At 57.6% G+C, this 18,148-nt stretch carries 19 protein-coding genes and 1 pseudogene; 6 read left to right on the top strand and 14 right to left on the bottom strand.

What is annotated here, in order from left to right; all coding sequences use genetic code 11:
* Nucleotides 1–113: 113 nt before the first annotated feature.
* The 3 genes from QRN50_RS03295 to QRN50_RS03285 all read right to left on the bottom strand — a co-directional run bounded on the left by QRN50_RS03295 (nt 114) and on the right by QRN50_RS03285 (nt 2,280).
* The gene (locus QRN50_RS03295) at nt 114–704 is read right to left on the bottom strand and encodes an HAD family hydrolase (protein WP_054092210.1); all 591 of its coding nucleotides are present in this window, start codon (nt 702–704) and stop codon (nt 114–116) included.
* Nucleotides 701–1,570 carry an acyl-CoA thioesterase II gene (tesB, locus tag QRN50_RS03290; protein WP_024640224.1) on the bottom strand — a complete coding sequence of 290 codons (870 nt, stop codon included), beginning with the start codon at nt 1,568–1,570 and terminating at the stop codon, nt 701–703. Before tesB ends, QRN50_RS03295 begins: the two co-directional genes overlap by 4 nt.
* A 140-nt stretch (nt 1,571–1,710) precedes the next feature.
* Complete coding sequence (locus tag QRN50_RS03285; RefSeq protein WP_003399930.1) at nt 1,711–2,280, bottom strand: GNAT family N-acetyltransferase; 570 nt, start codon at nt 2,278–2,280, stop codon at nt 1,711–1,713.
* A gap of 120 nt (nt 2,281–2,400) precedes the next feature.
* Here QRN50_RS03285 and QRN50_RS03280 point away from each other — a divergent pair, with 120 nt between their 5' ends.
* The gene (locus QRN50_RS03280) at nt 2,401–3,318 is read left to right on the top strand and encodes a histone deacetylase family protein (protein WP_003399927.1); all 918 of its coding nucleotides are present in this window, start codon (nt 2,401–2,403) and stop codon (nt 3,316–3,318) included.
* Nucleotides 3,319–3,424: 106 nt separating this feature from the next.
* Nucleotides 3,425–4,663, top strand: a complete 1,239-nt coding sequence (locus QRN50_RS03275) for a TIGR03862 family flavoprotein (protein ID WP_192843906.1) — start codon at nt 3,425–3,427, stop codon at nt 4,661–4,663.
* A gap of 248 nt (nt 4,664–4,911) precedes the next feature.
* Here the strand turns inward: QRN50_RS03275 and rhlE1 are convergent, their stop codons facing one another.
* Nucleotides 4,912–6,240, bottom strand: a complete 1,329-nt coding sequence (gene rhlE1 / locus QRN50_RS03270; protein WP_003399924.1) for an RNA helicase RhlE1 — start codon at nt 6,238–6,240, stop codon at nt 4,912–4,914.
* 62 nt (nt 6,241–6,302) lie between these two features.
* A complete protein-coding gene (gene yedA / locus QRN50_RS03265) occupies nt 6,303–7,217 on the bottom strand; it encodes a drug/metabolite exporter YedA (protein ID WP_060405823.1) in 915 nt (304 codons plus the stop codon).
* Nucleotides 7,218–7,384: 167 nt separating this feature from the next.
* Between yedA and QRN50_RS03260 the strand changes: the two genes are divergently transcribed.
* Nucleotides 7,385–7,852, top strand: coding sequence for an Lrp/AsnC family transcriptional regulator (locus tag QRN50_RS03260; RefSeq protein WP_057457205.1), 468 nt, complete (start codon nt 7,385–7,387; stop codon nt 7,850–7,852).
* Nucleotides 7,853–7,856: 4 nt separating this feature from the next.
* Here the strand turns inward: QRN50_RS03260 and QRN50_RS03255 are convergent, their stop codons facing one another.
* From QRN50_RS03255 to QRN50_RS03245, 3 genes are all read right to left on the bottom strand, one after another.
* Entirely contained in the window at nt 7,857–8,468 is a 612-nt protein-coding gene (locus QRN50_RS03255; protein ID WP_003399918.1) for a 3'-5' exonuclease, read from the bottom strand.
* Between the two features lie 21 nt (nt 8,469–8,489).
* Nucleotides 8,490–8,966, bottom strand: a complete 477-nt coding sequence (locus QRN50_RS03250) for an NYN domain-containing protein (protein WP_003399916.1) — start codon at nt 8,964–8,966, stop codon at nt 8,490–8,492.
* Nucleotides 8,967–9,246: 280 nt separating this feature from the next.
* On the bottom strand, nt 9,247–9,951 hold the full coding sequence (locus tag QRN50_RS03245; RefSeq protein ID WP_011268948.1) for a DUF2076 domain-containing protein: 705 nt from the start codon (nt 9,949–9,951) through the stop codon (nt 9,247–9,249).
* A gap of 197 nt (nt 9,952–10,148) precedes the next feature.
* On the opposite strand from QRN50_RS03245, the gene QRN50_RS03240 reads away from it, so the two are divergent.
* The 3 genes from QRN50_RS03240 to QRN50_RS03230 all read left to right on the top strand — a co-directional run bounded on the left by QRN50_RS03240 (nt 10,149) and on the right by QRN50_RS03230 (nt 12,420).
* Nucleotides 10,149–10,811 carry a YciC family protein gene (locus QRN50_RS03240; protein ID WP_057457206.1) on the top strand — a complete coding sequence of 221 codons (663 nt, stop codon included), beginning with the start codon at nt 10,149–10,151 and terminating at the stop codon, nt 10,809–10,811.
* A 33-nt stretch (nt 10,812–10,844) separates the two neighbouring features.
* Complete coding sequence (locus QRN50_RS03235) at nt 10,845–11,987, top strand: endonuclease/exonuclease/phosphatase family protein (protein WP_096127261.1); 1,143 nt, start codon at nt 10,845–10,847, stop codon at nt 11,985–11,987.
* Between the two features lie 175 nt (nt 11,988–12,162).
* Nucleotides 12,163–12,420: a hypothetical protein gene (locus tag QRN50_RS03230; protein WP_024639707.1), complete on the top strand. Its 258-nt coding sequence runs from the start codon at nt 12,163–12,165 to the stop codon at nt 12,418–12,420.
* 104 nt (nt 12,421–12,524) lie between these two features.
* On the opposite strand, the gene QRN50_RS03225 is transcribed toward QRN50_RS03230, so the two are convergent.
* The 6 genes and pseudogenes from QRN50_RS03225 to QRN50_RS03200 all read right to left on the bottom strand — a co-directional run bounded on the left by QRN50_RS03225 (nt 12,525) and on the right by QRN50_RS03200 (nt 18,132).
* Nucleotides 12,525–12,722: a hypothetical protein gene (locus QRN50_RS03225; RefSeq protein WP_003313844.1), complete on the bottom strand. Its 198-nt coding sequence runs from the start codon at nt 12,720–12,722 to the stop codon at nt 12,525–12,527.
* Between the two features lie 567 nt (nt 12,723–13,289).
* Nucleotides 13,290–14,165, bottom strand: a complete 876-nt coding sequence (locus tag QRN50_RS03220) for a class I SAM-dependent methyltransferase (RefSeq protein WP_177411221.1) — start codon at nt 14,163–14,165, stop codon at nt 13,290–13,292.
* Nucleotides 14,166–14,313: 148 nt separating this feature from the next.
* Nucleotides 14,314–14,535: pseudogene (locus QRN50_RS03215) on the bottom strand (TauD/TfdA dioxygenase family protein); the annotation flags it as partial.
* Nucleotides 14,536–14,807: 272 nt separating this feature from the next.
* Nucleotides 14,808–16,364, bottom strand: coding sequence for a bifunctional aminoglycoside phosphotransferase/ATP-binding protein (locus QRN50_RS03210; protein ID WP_024639705.1), 1,557 nt, complete (start codon nt 16,362–16,364; stop codon nt 14,808–14,810).
* Nucleotides 16,365–16,464: 100 nt separating this feature from the next.
* Entirely contained in the window at nt 16,465–17,076 is a 612-nt protein-coding gene (locus QRN50_RS03205) for a LysE family translocator (RefSeq protein ID WP_192873909.1), read from the bottom strand.
* Between the two features lie 138 nt (nt 17,077–17,214).
* Complete coding sequence (locus QRN50_RS03200; RefSeq protein ID WP_024639703.1) at nt 17,215–18,132, bottom strand: beta-ketoacyl-[acyl-carrier-protein] synthase family protein; 918 nt, start codon at nt 18,130–18,132, stop codon at nt 17,215–17,217.
* Between the last annotated feature and the right edge of the window lie 16 nt (nt 18,133–18,148).

Genomic DNA, 18,148 nt, shown 5'->3' with positions numbered 1-18,148 from the left:
CGGGGCAGTCGCTGAAAATCTATATATCCGTGACTACGCCTTCGCGAGCAAGCTCCCACAAAGACTTGTGGATAACGGTGAGCGCTCCGCATTGCCACGATAGGCAACTCAGATCACCCCAGCATCCCGCGCAGCGCTATGCAATTCTCTGCATGCCAGTCAGTCAGCTCCGGCCAGGGATTGTCCTTCAGGTTGACCAGAACAGTTTTGGCGCCCGCCGCACGGCCGCAGTTCAGGTCATGCATGTAGTCGCCGATCATGACCATCTTCTCCGGCTCGACACTCCAGCGCGTGGCCAGCTGCAGTAAACCCGCCGGATCCGGTTTGGGAGTCGCCTCGTCGCGGCCCAGTACATCCTCGACGGCAAAGCAGTCAGCCAGGCCGATGGCCTTCAAGGTGATATACGCCAGCTCCTGAGCGTTACGGGTGAGTATGCCCAGTCGATAACCGCGCGCCGACAATTCGCGAACCAGCTCGACCGCGCCTTCGGCAGGCTGCGAAGCCAGTGCCAGCTCGCGCTCATGCTCCAGCAGCCAGGCGTGCTTGGCCGCCGATTCCTCAGCGGGCAACGCAGCAAGATGCCCGAGAATGTCATCGTCCTGGGGGATGCCCAATTCACGTTTGATGGCCGGGAAGTCGTGGATAGGGACGGTCAAGGTACCGTCCATGTCGAACACCCAGTGCCGTATACCTTCGAGTGTCATGCCCAATCCTTACGATGGCGGATCAGCCCTTCCTGACTGACCGATGCGACCAGTTGCCCGGTGCGGTTGAAGATACTGCCGCGCGAGAAGCCGCGCGAGTTGCCTGCCCAGGGGCTGTCCATCGCGTAGAGCAGCCAGTCATCGGCACGCAGGTCGTTGTGGAACCACAGCGAATGGTCAAGGCTGGCGACCTGCATGTCGCGCTGCCAGACGGTCTTGCCGTGCGGCAGCAGGGATGTGGTCAGCAAGTTGAAGTCGGAGGCATAGGCGAGCATGTAACGATGCAGCGCCTGCACGTCCGGGAGGCTGCCATCGGCGCGGAACCACACGTATTTGACGGGATCGCCGGGCTTGGGATCGTACGGATCTTCAGCGGTCACCGGGCGGAACTGGATCGGCTTGGGGCGCAGAAACTTGTCGTGCATCGCTTCAGGAATCAGGTGCGCGCGGCGGGTCAGCAACTCCAGCTCGGACGGCAGGTCTTCCGGGCCGACAATCTGCGGCATCGTCGCCTGGTGCTCGAAGCCCTCTTCGTCGTACTGAAACGAAGCGCTGCAGGTGAAGATCGGCTTGCCCTTCTGAATGGCAGTGACACGGCGCGTGCTGAAGCTGCCACCGTCACGCACACGGTCCACCTGATAGACCACCGGCAAACCGGCATCGCCGGGACGCAGAAAGTAGCCGTGCAGCGAGTGAACATGACGGTCCTCTTCAACTGTCTGACTGGCGGCAGACAGCGACTGACCCAGCACCTGACCACCAAACAACTGGCGAAAGCCCAGATCCTGGCTATGACCGCGGAACAGGTTTTCTTCAATGGCTTCCAGCGTCAGCAACTCAACCAGATCATCCAGCACTTGGCTCATTCTCATTCCTCTCGTACATCGACTTTGCACTTGTACGGCAACAGCAGTCGCTGCATTTTCCCACAGGCCTCGGGCCCGTCCCCGCTGGAATGGAATGATACAGATTTAAGATGGTTGGCTTAATTCAATCTGCACCCGGATCAAGGCTTCAGCGTCTTGAGCCACTGCTCATGGCTGATCCGGTACAGCACGTGCGGTTTGAGCGGGTGGCCGTCCGCAAGATTGGGGTGATCGAAGTTGCCGGACTCATCCTGCTGCATGCCGATTGCCTGCATCACCTTTTGCGACGGCTGATTGTTGACCGCCGTGAACGACACGATCTCCTTCAGCTCCAGGCGCTCGAAACCACAGCCCAGCGCGGTCCAGGCCGCCTCGCTGGCAAAGCCCAGGCCCCAGTGTTTGTGCGCCAGCCGCCAGCCGATTTCCACGGCCGGGGTGAACGGTGCCTTGAAACCCACGACATGCAGCCCGGTGAAACCTATGAACTCGCCGGTGTCCTTGCGCTCCAGCGCCCAGAACCCGAAGCCCAGTTCGGCAAAATGACCACGCAGCCGCCCGATCATGGCAGCACTTTCGAGACGGCTCAGGGGGTCTGGAAAATAGCGCATGACACGAGGGTCCGCGCACATGTCGGCGAACGCCGGCAAGTCATCGTCACGCCACTGCCGCATCAGCAGTCGGGCGCTATCAAGCTTGAGTATCGGTTCCATCGATTCCCCCGTGTCACGAGACATGAATGGGCGTCAGTGCAGCCATCCGCTGCGCCACACAACTGGGCGTACGGATGCTTTACTGGCACTATCGGGCTTCGGCCCTCTAACGGACGCAAAATGTCCCTACCGCTTATCTACCATGAAGACTACAGCCCGGACTTCCCGGCGGATCATCGCTTCCCGATGGACAAGTTTCGTTTGTTGCGCGATTACTTGATCGACAGCGGCCTGACCAGTGACGTTCAATTAATGCGTCCCGAGTTGTGCCCGGCGGACATTCTGGCGCTGGCTCATGATCCGTCCTACATCAGCCGCTACCTTAGCGGTGATCTGTCGCGCGAAGACCAGCGGCGTCTCGGACTGCCGTGGAGCGAGGCTCTGGCACGCCGAACCATCCGTGCGGTAGGCGGCTCACTGCTGACCGCCGAACAGGCCCTCAAGCATGGCCTGGCCTGCCACCTGGCGGGCGGCACCCACCATGCGCACTATGACTACCCGGCGGGTTTCTGCATTTTCAATGACCTGGCAGTGATCAGTCAGTACCTGCTGCAAAGCGGCCGCGTGGACAAGGTGCTGATCTTTGACTGCGATGTGCACCAGGGTGACGGCACGGCGCGCATTCTGGCCGATACCGAGGACGCCATTACCGTCTCGCTGCACTGCGAAAAGAACTTCCCGGCACGCAAGGCGCAGAGCGACTGGGACATCCCGCTGCCGATGGGCATGGGCGACGCCGACTACCTGAACGTCGTCGATGACCTGCTCAACTACCTGCTGCCGCTCTATAAGCCGGACCTGGTGCTGTATGACGCAGGCGTCGATGTCCACAAGGACGATGCGCTGGGCTATCTGCAACTCACCGACCAGGGGCTGGCCAATCGCGACGAAGCGGTGCTGCGTCATTGCCTGAGCCGCGACATTCCGGTCATGGGCGTGATCGGCGGTGGCTACAGCAAGGACCGCTTGGCACTGGCAAGGCGCCACGGGATCCTCCATCACAGTGCGCAACGGGTCTGGAACGACATGGGCCTGTGACCCTGCGCGGTACTTCGCTTCAGTCTCCGCCAATGACGTGCGCCACACCTTGAAAGAACGCTCGGGTAGAATGCCCCACCCCTCTGCTATCGATACTTCGCTGACCATGACCGACCTTGCCCTCTCCGCAGCCCGAACCGTCGCCATCATCGGAGGCGGCCCTGCGGGGTTGATGGCAGCAGAAGTGTTGAGCCAGGCCGGACTGAAGGTCGATCTGTACGACGCCATGCCATCGGTCGGGCGCAAGTTCCTGCTCGCCGGGGTGGGCGGTATGAACATCACCCACTCCGAGCCCTACCCGGCCTTTCTGGCGCGCTATGCCGAACGCTCGCCGATGATCGCACCGCTGTTGCGCGGTTTTGACGCTGATGCCCTGTGCCAGTGGATTCATGCGCTGGGCATCGAGACTTTCGTCGGCAGCTCGGGGCGTGTGTTTCCCACAGACATGAAAGCCGCGCCCCTGCTCCGTGCCTGGCTCAAGCGGCTGCGCGATGCCGGTGTCACGATTCACACGCGGCATCGCTGGTCGGGCTGGAACGCCGATGGCAGCCTGCGCATCGCTAATGCTGACGGTGAACGGGCGATCGAACCTGCAGCCACATTGCTGGCGCTGGGCGGAGCCAGTTGGGCGCGGCTGGGGTCTGACGGGGCCTGGCTGCCGTGGCTGCAGGCAAGGCAGGTCGAGGTTGCACCTTTGCAGGCCGCCAACTGTGGTTTCGAGGTGAGCGCCTGGAGCGACCTGCTGCGCGACAAGTTTGCCGGTGCTCCGTTGAAGAATATCGCGATGGGCCTGCATGGCCATGCCCTGCGCTTGGGCGAATGTGTGCTGACCGCGACGGGCGTGGAAGGCAGCCTGGTGTATGCACTGTCGGCGCAGATTCGTGAACAGATCAACCTCCACGGCTCAGCGATTGTGGATATTGACCTGCTGCCCGGCAAGACGCTGGCAGACATTCAAAAAGCCCTGAGCAAACCCCGCGGCTCGCGCTCGATGTCCAAGCACCTGCACAGCCAATTGGGCCTGGACGGCGCCAAGGCAGCGCTGTTACGCGAGCTTGCGCCTCGTGAAGCGTTTGCCGATCCGCTGGTGTTGAGCGAGGCCATCAAGGCGCTGCCACTGCCTTTGATCAAACCACGCCCCATCGATGAGGCCATCAGCACCGCAGGGGGCGTCACCTTCGAGGCCATGGACGAGCGTCTGATGCTCAGGCAACTGCCCGGCATATTCTGCGCCGGTGAAATGCTCGACTGGGAAGCGCCGACCGGCGGCTACCTGCTGACCGCCTGCTTCGCCAGCGGCCGCGCTGCGGGGTTGGGGATGGTCGAATGGCTGCAATCGCGCTGATCATGATAGTCACCACGCTCCGCGCTTATCGTTATGTAAAAGTCCGCTTTTGATTCGGCCCGCAGGGCGTAGGAGCGAACCGGGCGACGCTTCGCTTGTTCGCGAAGAGGGTGTTTCAATCGATGCATTTTCGGCGATTATGCAGGCCCCTTCGCGAACAAGTTCGCTCCTACGGCCTCCGGCCAGAATCAAAAACGAACTTGTATGTAGCAATGAGCGCTCTGTCCGCTTTGAATGCGCACTGCGCTTCAAGGCTTCTTCTTGCGCGGCCCCGTGTTGAAGACCGGTACTTTACGCACCGGTTTGACCACCGGCGCAGGCTCGGAGTCGCCGCTGTCGACCCATTTGCCCAGGTTGCGCTTGCTGCCCGACACCTTGGGTTTTTTCGGTTTCTTGGGCTTTTTCAGGATCTGGCCGCTGGCATCCGTGCTCGGTACGCGATGCTCCGGCTCGAAGTCCTGCTCTTCCTTGCGCTCCAGGGTCTGGCGGGTCAGCACTTCAATGGCTGACAGCAGTTCGACTTCATCGGCACACACCAGCGAAATTGCCTCCCCCGTCAGCCCCGCACGGCCGGTGCGGCCAATACGGTGGATGTAATCCTCGGCCACGATCGGCAGGTCCAGGTTGACCACGGTCGGCAGGTCATCAATGTCCAGACCGCGCGCTGCCACGTCGGTGGCGACCAGAATCTTCACTTCGTTGCTCTTGAAGCGGTCCAGCGCACGCTGGCGAGTGGCCTGCGGTTTGTCGCCATGAATGCCGTCGGCGTTCATGCCCAGCGCCTGCAAGCGATCCACCAGTTGATCGACGCCAACCCGGGTCTTGGCGAATACCAGCACCTGACCCCAGCGATGCTTCTTCATCAGATGGATGAACAGATCCGCCTTGCGTTTCTTGTCGACGGTCACGACCCATTGCTTGACCGACGACGCCGCCACATTGCGCGGGCTGACTTCGATGGTCAGCGGGTCATTGAGCATCTGCGCGGCCAGCAGACGAATCTCGTCAGAGAACGTCGCGGAGAACAGCAGGGTCTGGCGCTGCTTGGGCAACACCGCGTAGATACCGCGCAGTTCCTCGGCAAAACCCAGGTCGAGCATACGGTCAGCTTCATCGAGGATCAGCGTCTGCAACTGGGAGAACTTGACCGCGTTCTGGCGATGCAGATCGAGCAAGCGGCCTGGGGTCGCGACCAGCACGTCGACGCCCCTGCGCAGCTTCATCATTTGCGGGTTGATGCTCACGCCGCCGTAAGCCGCGTAGGTGGTCAGCGGCAGATGCTCGGCGTACTGACGAATGCTTTCGTGAACCTGATCGGCCAGCTCGCGGGTCGGCGCCAGTACCAGCGCGCGAATCGAGTTGGGCGCGACTTTCGGGCCTTCCATGGTCAGCCGTTGCAGCAGCGGCAAGGCAAAACCTGCGGTCTTGCCGGTGCCGGTCTGCGCAGCTGCCATCAGATCGCGGCCCGCCAGTACCGGAGGAATTGCCTGGGTCTGTACAGGCGTCGGAGTCTGGTAACCGAGCGCTTCGAGGGCGCGCAGCAAGGGTTCGATCAGGCCGAGAGAGGCGAATGTCATGAAAATACCGTAGGAAAGATTCAACGCAAGGCGCGCAGTTTAACCTGTCCGGCGCGCCTCGGTTAGCTTGTGCGTGTCGATGCGACCTCTGGCGGCGGCGACCGGCGCCATTGCGGCAGGCCAATCAGCACCACGGCACTGATGATCACCACCATGGCCATGCACTCTTCGACACCGATCGTTTCGCCAGCGAACACCACGCCGAGCATCACTGCCACGGCCGGATTGACGTAGGCGTAGCTGGTCGCCGCTGCCGGGCGCACGTTCTTGAGCAGGTACATATAGGCGCTGAACGCGACGATAGAGCCGAACACCACCAGATACAGCAGCGCGCCCCAGCCCCCCGCCGTCGGCATATGCGCCAGACGCTCGCCACTCAAGGCACTGCCGATCAGCAGCGTCGCCCCCGCCGTGATCATTTCCGCCGCACTGGCCATCGGACCCTTCGGCAACGGCAGGTGCTTGCTCAGCACCGAACCGAACGCCCAGGCTGCGGCGGCAAAAATCACCACGGCAGCGCCATAAGGGCTGGCCTGCAAATTGGAGCCGAGGTTCAGCAGGCCGATGCCGATCAGGCCCAGCACGATGCCTGCCCATTCAAGATTCGTGGTGCGATTGCCCCAGAACAGGCCAAACAGCAGGGTAAACAGCGGCATGGTCGCCACCGCCAACGCGGCAACGCCTGATGCGACGCCTGCGTGTTCGGCCAGTGTCACACCGCCATTACCGCAGGCCAGCAGCAGGAAGCCGATCACGAACGCAGCTTTCCACTCGCGCCAGGTCGGCGCAGGCACGCCGCGAAACCGCAGAAAGCCATACATCAGGCAGCCGGCAATCAGAAAGCGCACACCCGCCATCATCAACGGTGGCCACGATTCCACGCCGATGCGGATCACCAGATAGGTAGAGCCCCAGATCAGGTACAAGGCCAGAAAGGCACCGATGAGCAAGGGTGAAACACGGACGGACTGAGGCATGGCAAGGCTCTGGGATCATTGTTATGGTTGGCCTATTGTATGAAGGCCGAAAGCGGATATTAAGCAGACAAACCTGTTTAAAACGCGCTGAAACTTACGATTCGATGCTTGTACGGCCCTCTTTCCTTTTATTTTAAAAGCGCCCACCGTCGGGTACGAGGCACGCCATGACCCTGGATAAATATGATCGGATTCTGCTCGATGAGCTGCTGAAAAATGGCCGGGCGTCTTTTGCGCAACTGGCGAAACTGGTCAACCTGTCCGCGCCCGCCGTGGCCGAGCGGGTCGCCAAGCTAGAGGCCAGTGGCGTGATTACCGGTTACGAAGCGAAGGTCGACCTGGCGAAAGTCGGGCTGCCGATTCAATGCATCATCGAACTGCGCATGGGCAGCCATGGCAATCAGCAGGCCTACAAGGAACTGTGGAAAGTCCCCGAGCTGATCCAGTGTTACCGGGTGACGGGCGACCCGTGCGTGATCATGCGCGCAGCGGTCGATTCGATGCCGCATCTGGAAGACCTGATTAACCGGATCGCCAAGTTTGGCTTCAGCAAGACATCAATCGTGCTGTCGACAGCCGTGGAGCGCAGCCTGCCGAGCGATTACTTGATCAGCAACGGCAAGCAGGAGCACTGACAGGTCAGACGCCACGCTGGCGCTTCAGGGTTTCACTGATCTTCGCGGCCGGGACTTTCTGCAGGGAACACAGCATCTGGTGGGAGATGGCAGAGATGCCGTGGGTCTGGCGCAATTCGTTGGTCAGGTGCGCCGTCAGGTTGGCCGCCATTTCCGCATCGGCCATCGCCCGGTGAGCCTTGCCGGTGTCGGGCAGACGCGCATAGCGGGTCAACGTGCCGAGCTTGTGGTTCGGTGCGCCGGGCATCAGGCGTCGGGCCAGCAGCAGTGAACAGGCGAAGCTCTGTTCGCGCGTGCGCTGGATACGCGACAGTTCGTAATCCCAGAACTTCTGATCGAACGAGGCGTTGTGCGCCACCAGCGGTGTCGAACCGACGAAATCCGCCACATCGCCCATCACCCGCTCGGCGCTGGGGGCGGTACGAATCATGTTGTTGCTGATGCCGGTCAACCCTTCGATGAACGCAGGAATACGCACGCCGGCATTCATCAGGCTCTGAAAGCGCTCGACGATACGCCCCTGCTCCATGATCACCACCGCAATTTCGGTCGCCCGGCAGCTATGGCCCGGGGAGATGCCGGTGGTTTCAAAGTCGATGACTGCAATACGTTCCAACACTGGCCTGACCCTGTTAATTCATTTCAGCAAAAACGTGCCTTCGATCGGCACGTAACGACTGGCGGCGCGGATCAACGAGTTCGCGGTCAACCCCGGCACGCCGTAGGCGACCGCCTCGACCCCATGTTTGCTGATCACGCGTTCGAGCAACATGTCGAAGTCGCCATCACCCGACGCCAGCACGATTTCGTCCACTTGCGGCGCGTAATCCATGATATCGATGGTGATGCCGACATCCCAGTCGCCTTTGGCCGAACCGTCGCTGCGCTGGATATACGGCTTGAGCCTGACCGTGAACCCCAGATTGCGCAGTATCTGCTGGAACTGCTGTTGCTTGCTGTCGCCACGATCGATGGCGTACGCAAACGCGTGAACGATCTCGCCACGTTTGCTGATATCCGCCCACAAGGCGGCGTAATTGAAATGACAGCCATGCGCCTGGCGCACGGTGTAATACAGGTTCTGCACGTCGGCGAACACCGCGATCTTCTTCACCGCAATTCCTCATGGCGGGCAACATGCCCACGGGTTACAGCGATCCGGAACGTGAATCGGTGCCCAGTATGCCAGTTTGAGGAAGGAATTGAGGGATGGATCGGTACCGGCCGCTGCGAAGCCCGCGCGTCATGGCACAGATCATCGTTCCCACGCTCCAGCGTGGGAATGCCGTTCTGGGCGCTCCGCGTCCGTTCCGGAGCACGCGGCGCAGCGCAGATTCGTGACGCAGAGCGTCAAAAACATTCCCGCTGGAACATGAAGAACGACCGTCACATCCTCAAACGAACGAATCATCATCCGAGAACATGTCGCCACCATCGTCGAAATTGTCGTCAGCCGTGTACTGCTGATCCGGCTGCCCCCAACCGCCCTGATCATTGAACGAGCCGGTGTCCTGCGCCTGTGGCGCGTCATGAATGACTTCGACGATTTCCTGCGGCTGGCTGTGGTGGCTGAACATGCTGCTGATACCTTCTGCCAGCAGCACACCGCCCGCTACACCGGCCGCGGTCTTCAGCGCCCCGCCAAGAAAGCCACTGCCGGCAGCCGGGGCAGGCGCGGCATAACCGCCCTGTGGCGCTGCGGGCGCAGGTGCAGGATTGAAACCGCCACCATCACGCCAGCCGCCACTGGATGGCTGGCTAGGTTGTGGCTGCGATGCGCGCGGTGCACTGCTGCCAAAGATACTCGACAAAAACCCGCCACTCGCTGGCGCGGACGAGGCTTGCCCCTTGGCCTGCTGGAGCTCGGCCTGCAACTGCTGAATCTGCTCGTCGCGCTGTTTTACCTGCTGATTGAGCTGATTGACGGCCGCTTCCTGCACCAGAATCGCCTGCGTCATGTAATACGGCGCAGCGGGCTGGCGGGTCAGATGCTCCTTGATACGCGCCTCGGCCGCAGCATCTCGCGGGGCGGATGCCGTTTCAGCGTCTTTCAGTTTCGAGAAAAGACCGTCAATCAGGGTTTGCTCTTCGCTGTTCATGACCACCTCACTGAGTTGCCACTGGAATTCTTCCCTGCCGCAATGGCAGGACCATGTGCAGAAAATGGGGCCTCATCGACGCGCTTCAATGACATGAAGAAAAAGATAACAAGGCGTGCGCCGAAAACCACTGCGCTTGGTTAGACCGGGGCCATGGGCTAAAGTGTGCGCCTGCTTTTAGCCTGCGATCTATCTCCATGAACCCGTTGAACATCATCCAGGATTCGCTTTATTTCTTTCGGCGCAATCTGGGCGGCATCGCGCTGCTGTGCCTGCCTGTCGTGATCCTTGAAGTGCTGGCCAAACAAGCGCTGGGCAGCGCCATGTCCGCCGACACTTCACCTGCCTACGCGTTGGTGATCGGGCTGTTTTTCTACCCTATTTATACGGCCGCGCTGATCCTGTTTCTCGACGCACGCAGCCGTGGCGAGGACGTACACACCCGTGATGTACTGGCGATGGCGGTGCGCCTGTGGCCGACGTTCGCCGTGCTCTCGGCCATGAGCACCCTGCTGATCATGTTCGGCCTTTCATTGTTCGTCTTACCCGGCATCTGGGTGATGATCAAACTGGCGTTCAGCGAATACCTGCTGGTCCTGCGCAAACTCACGCCGTTCATGGCCATGCGCGAAAGCATGCAGATGACCACCGGACACTTCACGCGCATTCTGGTGTGCGTACTGAGCGTCTATATTCCCCTGTGGCTGCTTGAGGGTGCCAGCCTGTACCTGTTTCCGGAACCGCAAAGCGCAGCGGTTTCCGTGATCACCGACAGCATCGGCAGCTTCCTGCAACTGTTCACTACCATCGTGACGTTCCGCCTGTTCATGCTGATCAGCGAGCCCGCGCACCGCGCCTGAAGCAAAGGCTGACGTCAGGCGCGTCGATTCGGTATGCTCAACGCCGAATCCCTCACTGAGCGCCAGGCGCTCCAAGTCGAGCCGATGCCCCGTTTACTGCTACGTCTGACCCTGTACGGCTTGCTGCTGGTCGCCGTATTGCTGTTACTGGTTTTCCAACTGACCTGGCGCCCTCCGGCCCGTGAACTACTCACGGTCAGCTGCAACCCTGCAGTCGAGGCACCGAAACTGGTGCCGGGGCAAGCGCTGAAAGTCATGACCTGGAACATCCAGTACCTGGCGGGTAAACGCTACGTGTTCTGGTATGACATGGCCGACGGCAGCGGCCCGGACGAACGCCCGACCCATGAAGACCTTGCCTACAACCTGGACGAAGTGGCGCGGGTCATCCGTGACGAACAGCCCGACATCGTGCTGCTGCAAGGGGTCGACGATGGCGCCAAGAACTCTGACTATGAAGATCAGTTGGCGCTGATCAAGGAACGTGTGACGGACCTCTACCCGTGCAGCACGCAGGCCTTCTACTGGAAGGCAGAGTTCGTGCCCAACCCGCATATCTGGGGCAGCGTCGGCAGAAAACTGGTGACCCTCAGCCGCTTCCATATCGACAGTGCCGAACGCCTGCAACTGCCGGTGCCCGACGCCAACATCATCAGCCGTCAGTTTCAGCCAAAGGATGCGTTGCTGGTCAGCTACCTGCCCTTGCGTGACGGCGGCAAACTGGCCGTCATCAACACCAGCCTGACCACCGCCAGACACGCCGGCGACACCGCACAAAAACAGGTCGCGGCCACTGAAACGCAGCTGGACAAGCTGGAAAGCGGCGGCACGCCCTGGCTGATCGGCGGCGACTTCAACCTGCTGCCGCTGGGCCAATACCAGCGCCTCCCCGAGCAACAGCGCCTTGGCTATGCCGCCGACAGCGAACTGCACCAGCTATGGGACAAATACCCGATGATCCCCAACAACGCCGAATCCAGCGGCATCGACCGCAGCAAATGGCTGACGCACTTCCCCAACGACAGCCGCATCAACGGGCCGGACCGGACGGTGGATTACCTGTTCTACAGCCCGAGCCTGAAGCGGGTCAGCGCGCGGGTGCGGCGGGATGATACGTTGCTGATCTCTGATCACTTGCCGGTGATCGGGCGGTTTTTGCTGCCGGTTTTGCCTTGAGGTGGAAAGCGGCATTCAGGTTTCAATACTCTGGCTGGTCACCAGACTTCCGAATGACGTGCTTCAACAGCCGATTATGATCAAATACTTGGAACCGTTTCTGGAAGCGCTCGCCTAATGATTAGCCCGTGGATACTTCCATGGGCGACGTGCCAATACCGGCATACACCAAAGGGTGATCCACATGGCTAAAGACGACAAGAAAAGTAAAGGCGAAGCCTCGAAAGCCAGCAAAGACCTGAAAGACAAGAAGGCATCACCGGCCAAGAAATCTGAAGCGGCCTCGACGCTTTCCAAGTCTTCCGAAAAGAAAGACAAGAAGAAAGACGCCGAGCCAAAGAAAGCGGCCAAAAAAGCTGATAGCAAGCCAGAAAAGGCCAAGAAATCAGACAAGGTTGAAAAGGCTGAAAAGCCGGCTAAAAAGAAAAAGTGACATCTGCTGCCTGCCAGGGCGTTGCGCCCTGGCGTTCTCTGGGTCACTGTCTCGCTTGCAAGCTAAGTGACCAGAATAAAGAGGTTCTCCCTTTAGATATCAACTCAACGTTGCACGCCCTGAATTTTCTCAAGACGCATTTCATAACCTTGACCTGGCTGCGTGACCGTCTCTGTTTCAACGGTCTGCACAACACGGCCCGATGCATCCTTGGTCACTGCGATGCTTTTGCTGTAAGCGGTTTGAACGCAGCCCGAGATAGAGATGACTGCCAGCAACAACAAAGCGAAGTTAGTTTTCATTATGGATTCCTGTCCATTGGTTGAGTGGCGGGCAGCTTAACCGGATAGATAGCCTCTTGCCGTCATTTTTGCGCTTTTGCTTTATAAAGTCCGCTGGAAAAGCCGAGCCCCTAATTAGCCTGACGCCGTTCAACGTGATCGGTTGGCAGAGCTTGACGGCTTAGCCTCTCGGTCTACTGGATTACGAGCCATTGCTCCCGGACCTCACGTCCCCCTCAGCTTCACCCGCGCCCTCGCCTCCGCCACCAACGGATCATCCGGCCAGTAATGCTTTCTATCACCTAGCACCTGCGACATTGACAGCGTTGTAGCTTCTAAATTAGTGGACTTCTGGCGTTTTCGTCAGCAACACCGTTGACTGTCAATCTCGCTATGGAGGATTGACATTTTGAGAGGATATTTTTTGAGAGGATTGACACCCTCGGCAAGATCTGCCCATAACAAAGCGAAACGGCCCTAACAAGGCGGGCCGTTTGCTTGGGACCGTCACGTAGCGTTAGAGGGTTGAAGCAACAACTGTATATGTATACACAAAACCGCACCTATTAGATCCGTGCAAACCCATACTCAAGTCTTCGCACATATCAATCGAAATGTTCCGAGCATTCGCAAACCATCCTTTCTTCTAGCCAGATAGAGCTCATTCAGTTCAACAGAGCCATAGTCTCTCACGGACTGAAATCCTATACTCTGAAGCTCATGTTCAATGACAGCGGGGTCAAGCCATGTTTTCCATGGTTCACCCAGTTGCCCGATCAAACTCACAAGATAATCGCCTATGGCATTTTCAATGGGATCGAGCAACGTAGGGGTGACGCCGTAATCGAAAATTATGCCGCTTCCTTTTGGCAGTGACGCGACAAACGTTAGTGTGTCAAGTATCGCTTCCTGGGATATGTATATCGTCACGCCTAGCCAAGAAAAAAATGCAGGTTGATCTGCGCGAAAACCGGCTTTCTGCAGCTCTTCGGCTAAGGTGTTACTTTCAAAATCAACCGCCACGAACGTCAATGAGTCAGGTACTTTTATGGACGCTTCTTTAAGGAGACTTCTCTTCCATTCTTGGGTAGATGGATGGTCCACTTCAAATACATGAAGGCCCTCTTCAAGATAAGTATTCCTGAGAGCGAATGTATCAAGGCCGGCACCTAAAACGACATATTGTTTCACTCCGGAGTGTACACATTTTTTGAGTTCATCTTCAGCTAATCGACTACGAATAACCACGGCAGCACGTATGCCTCGCGCATGGAGATCGTTGGATTGGAATGGATACTGTCGCAGGTCGGTTGCCGCCTGCTCGCCAAGAATCGGCAAGGCCAACGGGTCGTTGAATATGATTGGTTCGTCCAGCAGCTGATGAGCGGCCCGGAGTTCGGCAACCTGAAAAGCAGTTCGACTTGGAATACCCGTATTAATAACGTTTTTCTGTGAAGTGAGCATCATAGCTTTCCTATATCGCACTATGGGCCAACTAATATTTTCTGCATGATTATCCTTCACGTTTTACACCATCAATAGTTGTTGGTCTGCTATAGCTGGTTTTTTCGATCGACACTTGCAATTTGGCTTGCAACGTCCAGATTCCGCTTTAAGGACCTTTCGTGACCTGACTCCGCTGTCCTTGCACGCCCACCGGTACTTCGCCCTTGAAGGTCACCCGGCGTACGATGCGCTCTTGGGTTCCTTAATCATCTAGCGCGTAATGCTGGGTGGCGCGGTTATCCCAGATCGCTACGTCACCGCTATGCCAGCGCCAGCGCATAGTATTTTCCAGCCGTGGGACGTGACTCTGCAGCAGGCTGAACAGGTGGGGGGGGTAATGTTGTTCGATTAAGGCTATAGCTGGCATATTCAGGCAGCAAATGACTTAAATTCACTCTCGATGCATTTGATTCAGCCTACGCAAAAAGATAGATGGTGCCGTTCTATGCTGTCGGCACTGCGGATGACCGAGGAAGGCTCGATGGAGTTACGATGCCACTGTCGGCAACGTCAGCATGAAAAAGGCGCAAAAAGGGTCAAGAAAAATGCCAGTATTTCTTGCCCCTTATCTGATGAGGGCTTGATGTCAATAAATTTTACTTACGAACGGGACAGTCGCTGACGAATTTGCGCAACCAACGCGTCAAGCGTCCCGCTTTCATTGGTCTCCACGCGTTTGCTGAGCAGCAACTCTTCGGCGCTGAGCGGGTCACGATTGGCCTGCTGCCCTTCGATGACGGTCAGGGTGGCGTCGGACAGATCGTTCTTGGCTGTCTGACGTTGTGCCAGCCAAGCGGCGATCACGGCCTGTGGCGCATTGCAGTCGAGGATCAGGAACGGTGCGCCGGTGGCCTCAGCGATTTTCGCCGCAGCGTCGCGTTGTTCACGCTTGAGGAAGGTCGCATCCAGTACCACCGGGAAACCAGCGCGCAGTACGGTGTCGGCGATCTCGTTCAAGCGCGCGTAGGTGGCGGCGCTGGCATCTGCAGCGTAGATCCCTGCCTGCGGCTTGTTCTCGACATGCTGCTCGCCGAACAGGCGCTTGCGCTCTACATCCGAACGTAGGCGAATTGCCCCCAGTGCTTCTACCAGGCGCATGGCCACGTGGCTTTTGCCGACGGCTGACACGCCGTGAGTGATGGCCAGGAAAAGCGAGGGGGTAGTGCTGTAGCTTTCTGCCAGGTTGGCGTAGTTGCGGTATTGGCGCAGGGTGGTTGCGCGCTGCACCGCGTCTGCCTCGGAAGGCATGCTGAACAGTGCAACCTTGGCGCGTACCAGGGCGCGGTAGGCTTTATAGAAGTTCAGCAGCTCCAGGCCTTGGTAGTCGCCGGTAAGTTCCAGGTACTGGCTGATAAAGCGCCGCGCCAGGCTTTTGAGGCCACGGTCTTCCAGGTCCATCGCCAGGAAACCGGTATCGGCATACACGTCGGTGAAGCGGAATGGCTCGTTGAACTCGATGCAGTCAAAGATCACCACATGGCCATCAATCATAGTGGCGTTGCCCAGGTGAATATCACCGTGGCATTCGCGGATGAAACCATTGAGCTTGCGTTGTTCAAACAGTGGCTTGAGGCGCTCGAAGCTGCTTTCGGCCCAGGCCTGCAAGGCTTCCAGTTGTGCCAGGTCAGCCTTGTCGCTGAGGAAAGGGCGGATCTGCTCGAAGTTCTGCAGCACCGGCACCATGACGTCGTGTGGCGTGCCGGCGGTGTGTGTGGCCGGCACTTTCGGGGCATTCAGGTGAAAGTGCGCGATCTGCCTGGCCAGTTCATCGATGTGCGCGCTGGTCAGTTCGTCGTTGGCTTGCAAGGTGCTGAGCAGCTGGCTTTGTGGGAACTGGCGCATTTTCAGCACGTAGTCGACTACCGGGCCGTCGCCGCCCAATTGCGGTGCTTCTGCGCTGCCGGTGATTGGCAACACTTCAAGATACAAATTATCGGTCAGGCGCTGGTTGAGGCGCAGCTCTTCATTGCAAAAGTGGCTGCGGGCTTCCAGGGTGGTGAAATCGAGGAAGCCGAAATTCACCGGCTTCTTCATTTTATAAGCGTAGTTACCCGTAAGCAGGACCCAGGAAATATGGGTCTCGATGACGTGGAACTGATCCACCGGATGGGGGAACAGGGCCGGGTTTTGCAGGGCAGCAATCAGGGACTGGCTCACGTGTGATCCTTCGGAGTTTGGGGAAATTCATGGAGGGTATGATTGCTGCTACAGACGGTTGTGCAAACCGCTGTCCAGCTCATATTGGTCATCAATAGTATTAGCTCAGCAGGCTGGAAACACCTGAATATAATATAGCGCAAGAAAACATCATCAATACCGATGCTGATGCTGATGCTGATGCTTTAAGTATTACCCGCCTTGTGCCCCCTCCTTCCTGCGAATGGAGATTGACAAAAGTTCCGACGCTCAGCCAAAAAAGGGATGCCAGCAACATAACCCCAGAAAAGACCAGCATTTCCTGAGCAATTAAAAGCGGATCGTCGATAAGCGTAACGGAAAAGATGATCGAAGACACAATAAATGCTTTTGGATTAAACAACGTAGTAATAAATATATTAAATCCCAAAATAGTTTCGGTCGCTTTTAAAAAGTCACCTGAAAGCTTCCACGTCTTGCAAGACATGTAAGATATATAGCCCGCACAGAACACCTTCATGAAAAACAGACAACCTGTATTGCCCGAGACATATTCGATCAGAATGGAATAGAAGGTGATCGCAATCACGTAGCCGGAAAGCTCGAACAACGGTAAACCAGCAGACTTCAAAAACCCCTTGGACACGCCGGTCGCCAGCAATAACGTATTCGTCGGTCCCGGAACAAATAACAGTACAGCAGACTCAATCGCTACCTTCAGTAGTTCATGCATATCACACCCTTGCACAATAGCAACATTTCACTTGACAAAAATTCATTGAATACCTGGTCACTCACCGCGCGCCCCGCAACTCGACCCCGTCCGCGCGCGTACGTCCCCAAGGCATAAACACGCGGTCATAAAGCTTTTTCAGGCATGGTACTTAACGATGCATGCCCCCCAAAAAAACATGCCAAAACTCAGGCAAAAGGCCAAATCACCATCATCCATCGGGGTCCCAGTCAGATTCAACAAACTATCAATCGTAAAAACATGCGCTTTCGGAGGCAGCGTTGGCAGCCTGAGTTTTGAGGCGTCGCCGCCGACCTCCATAATGTACATTTTGGACAAGTGCATAATAAAGTTATTGGTTATGAAGTGGCTTATAGCACTTTTATCAAAATCAACTTTCAAAAAAATATCCCTAGACAGCGTATGAATTGCGGTCAAGGCGAGCCGCAACGCATCAATAGTTTTCTGTTCAGCATAAGCCTTAGTGACTCGGTGGTCGGTGGCCTCCGACCGCGCGATAACCTCGTAGCAGTTTCCGGTTTTTTCGCAGGTCACCAGACAAACTGCCACCCCGTCACTTAAAATCGCCGTTCCAGGATAATGCCGCTCCTCGTCAGTCATCAGCTTTTCTGCGAATACCAACAAAACCTTACTGTCTGGACGCTCCTGCAGGATCTGCCCACAAAAACGCAAGGCATGAACGAAATTACCGCACTCCCCCGCAGACAAGGCATACAGCGTCGCCTTATGAATACCGATATTCGCTGCCAACTTCGAGAGGTAGACACTCAGGCCAACGACCTTGTCAATGAATTTGGTTGAGCTGATATAGACAATATCGGTCACATCCTCTCGACCGACATGGCTCTCATCCAGGACCTTCGCGGCTACCTTTTCGCACACAGCATAAACGTCACGACTTTCATTTACATAATATTCAAAGCCGCCCGCCCGAAAGGCCTTAAGCTCATCAGGACTCATGCAAGATGACAAGCTATCAATTGACTTCGACTCGCCGAAATCAAACACGACGTTAGAAATAAACAGATTGGACATACCGGCATTCCCTGGC

Source organism: Pseudomonas sp. MEJ108 (assembly GCF_030208985.1).
GTDB lineage: Bacteria > Pseudomonadota > Gammaproteobacteria > Pseudomonadales > Pseudomonadaceae > Aquipseudomonas > Aquipseudomonas fragariae.
The sequence above is the reverse complement of the archived record's forward strand: the minus strand, read 5'-3'. Positions and strand labels throughout refer to the sequence as shown.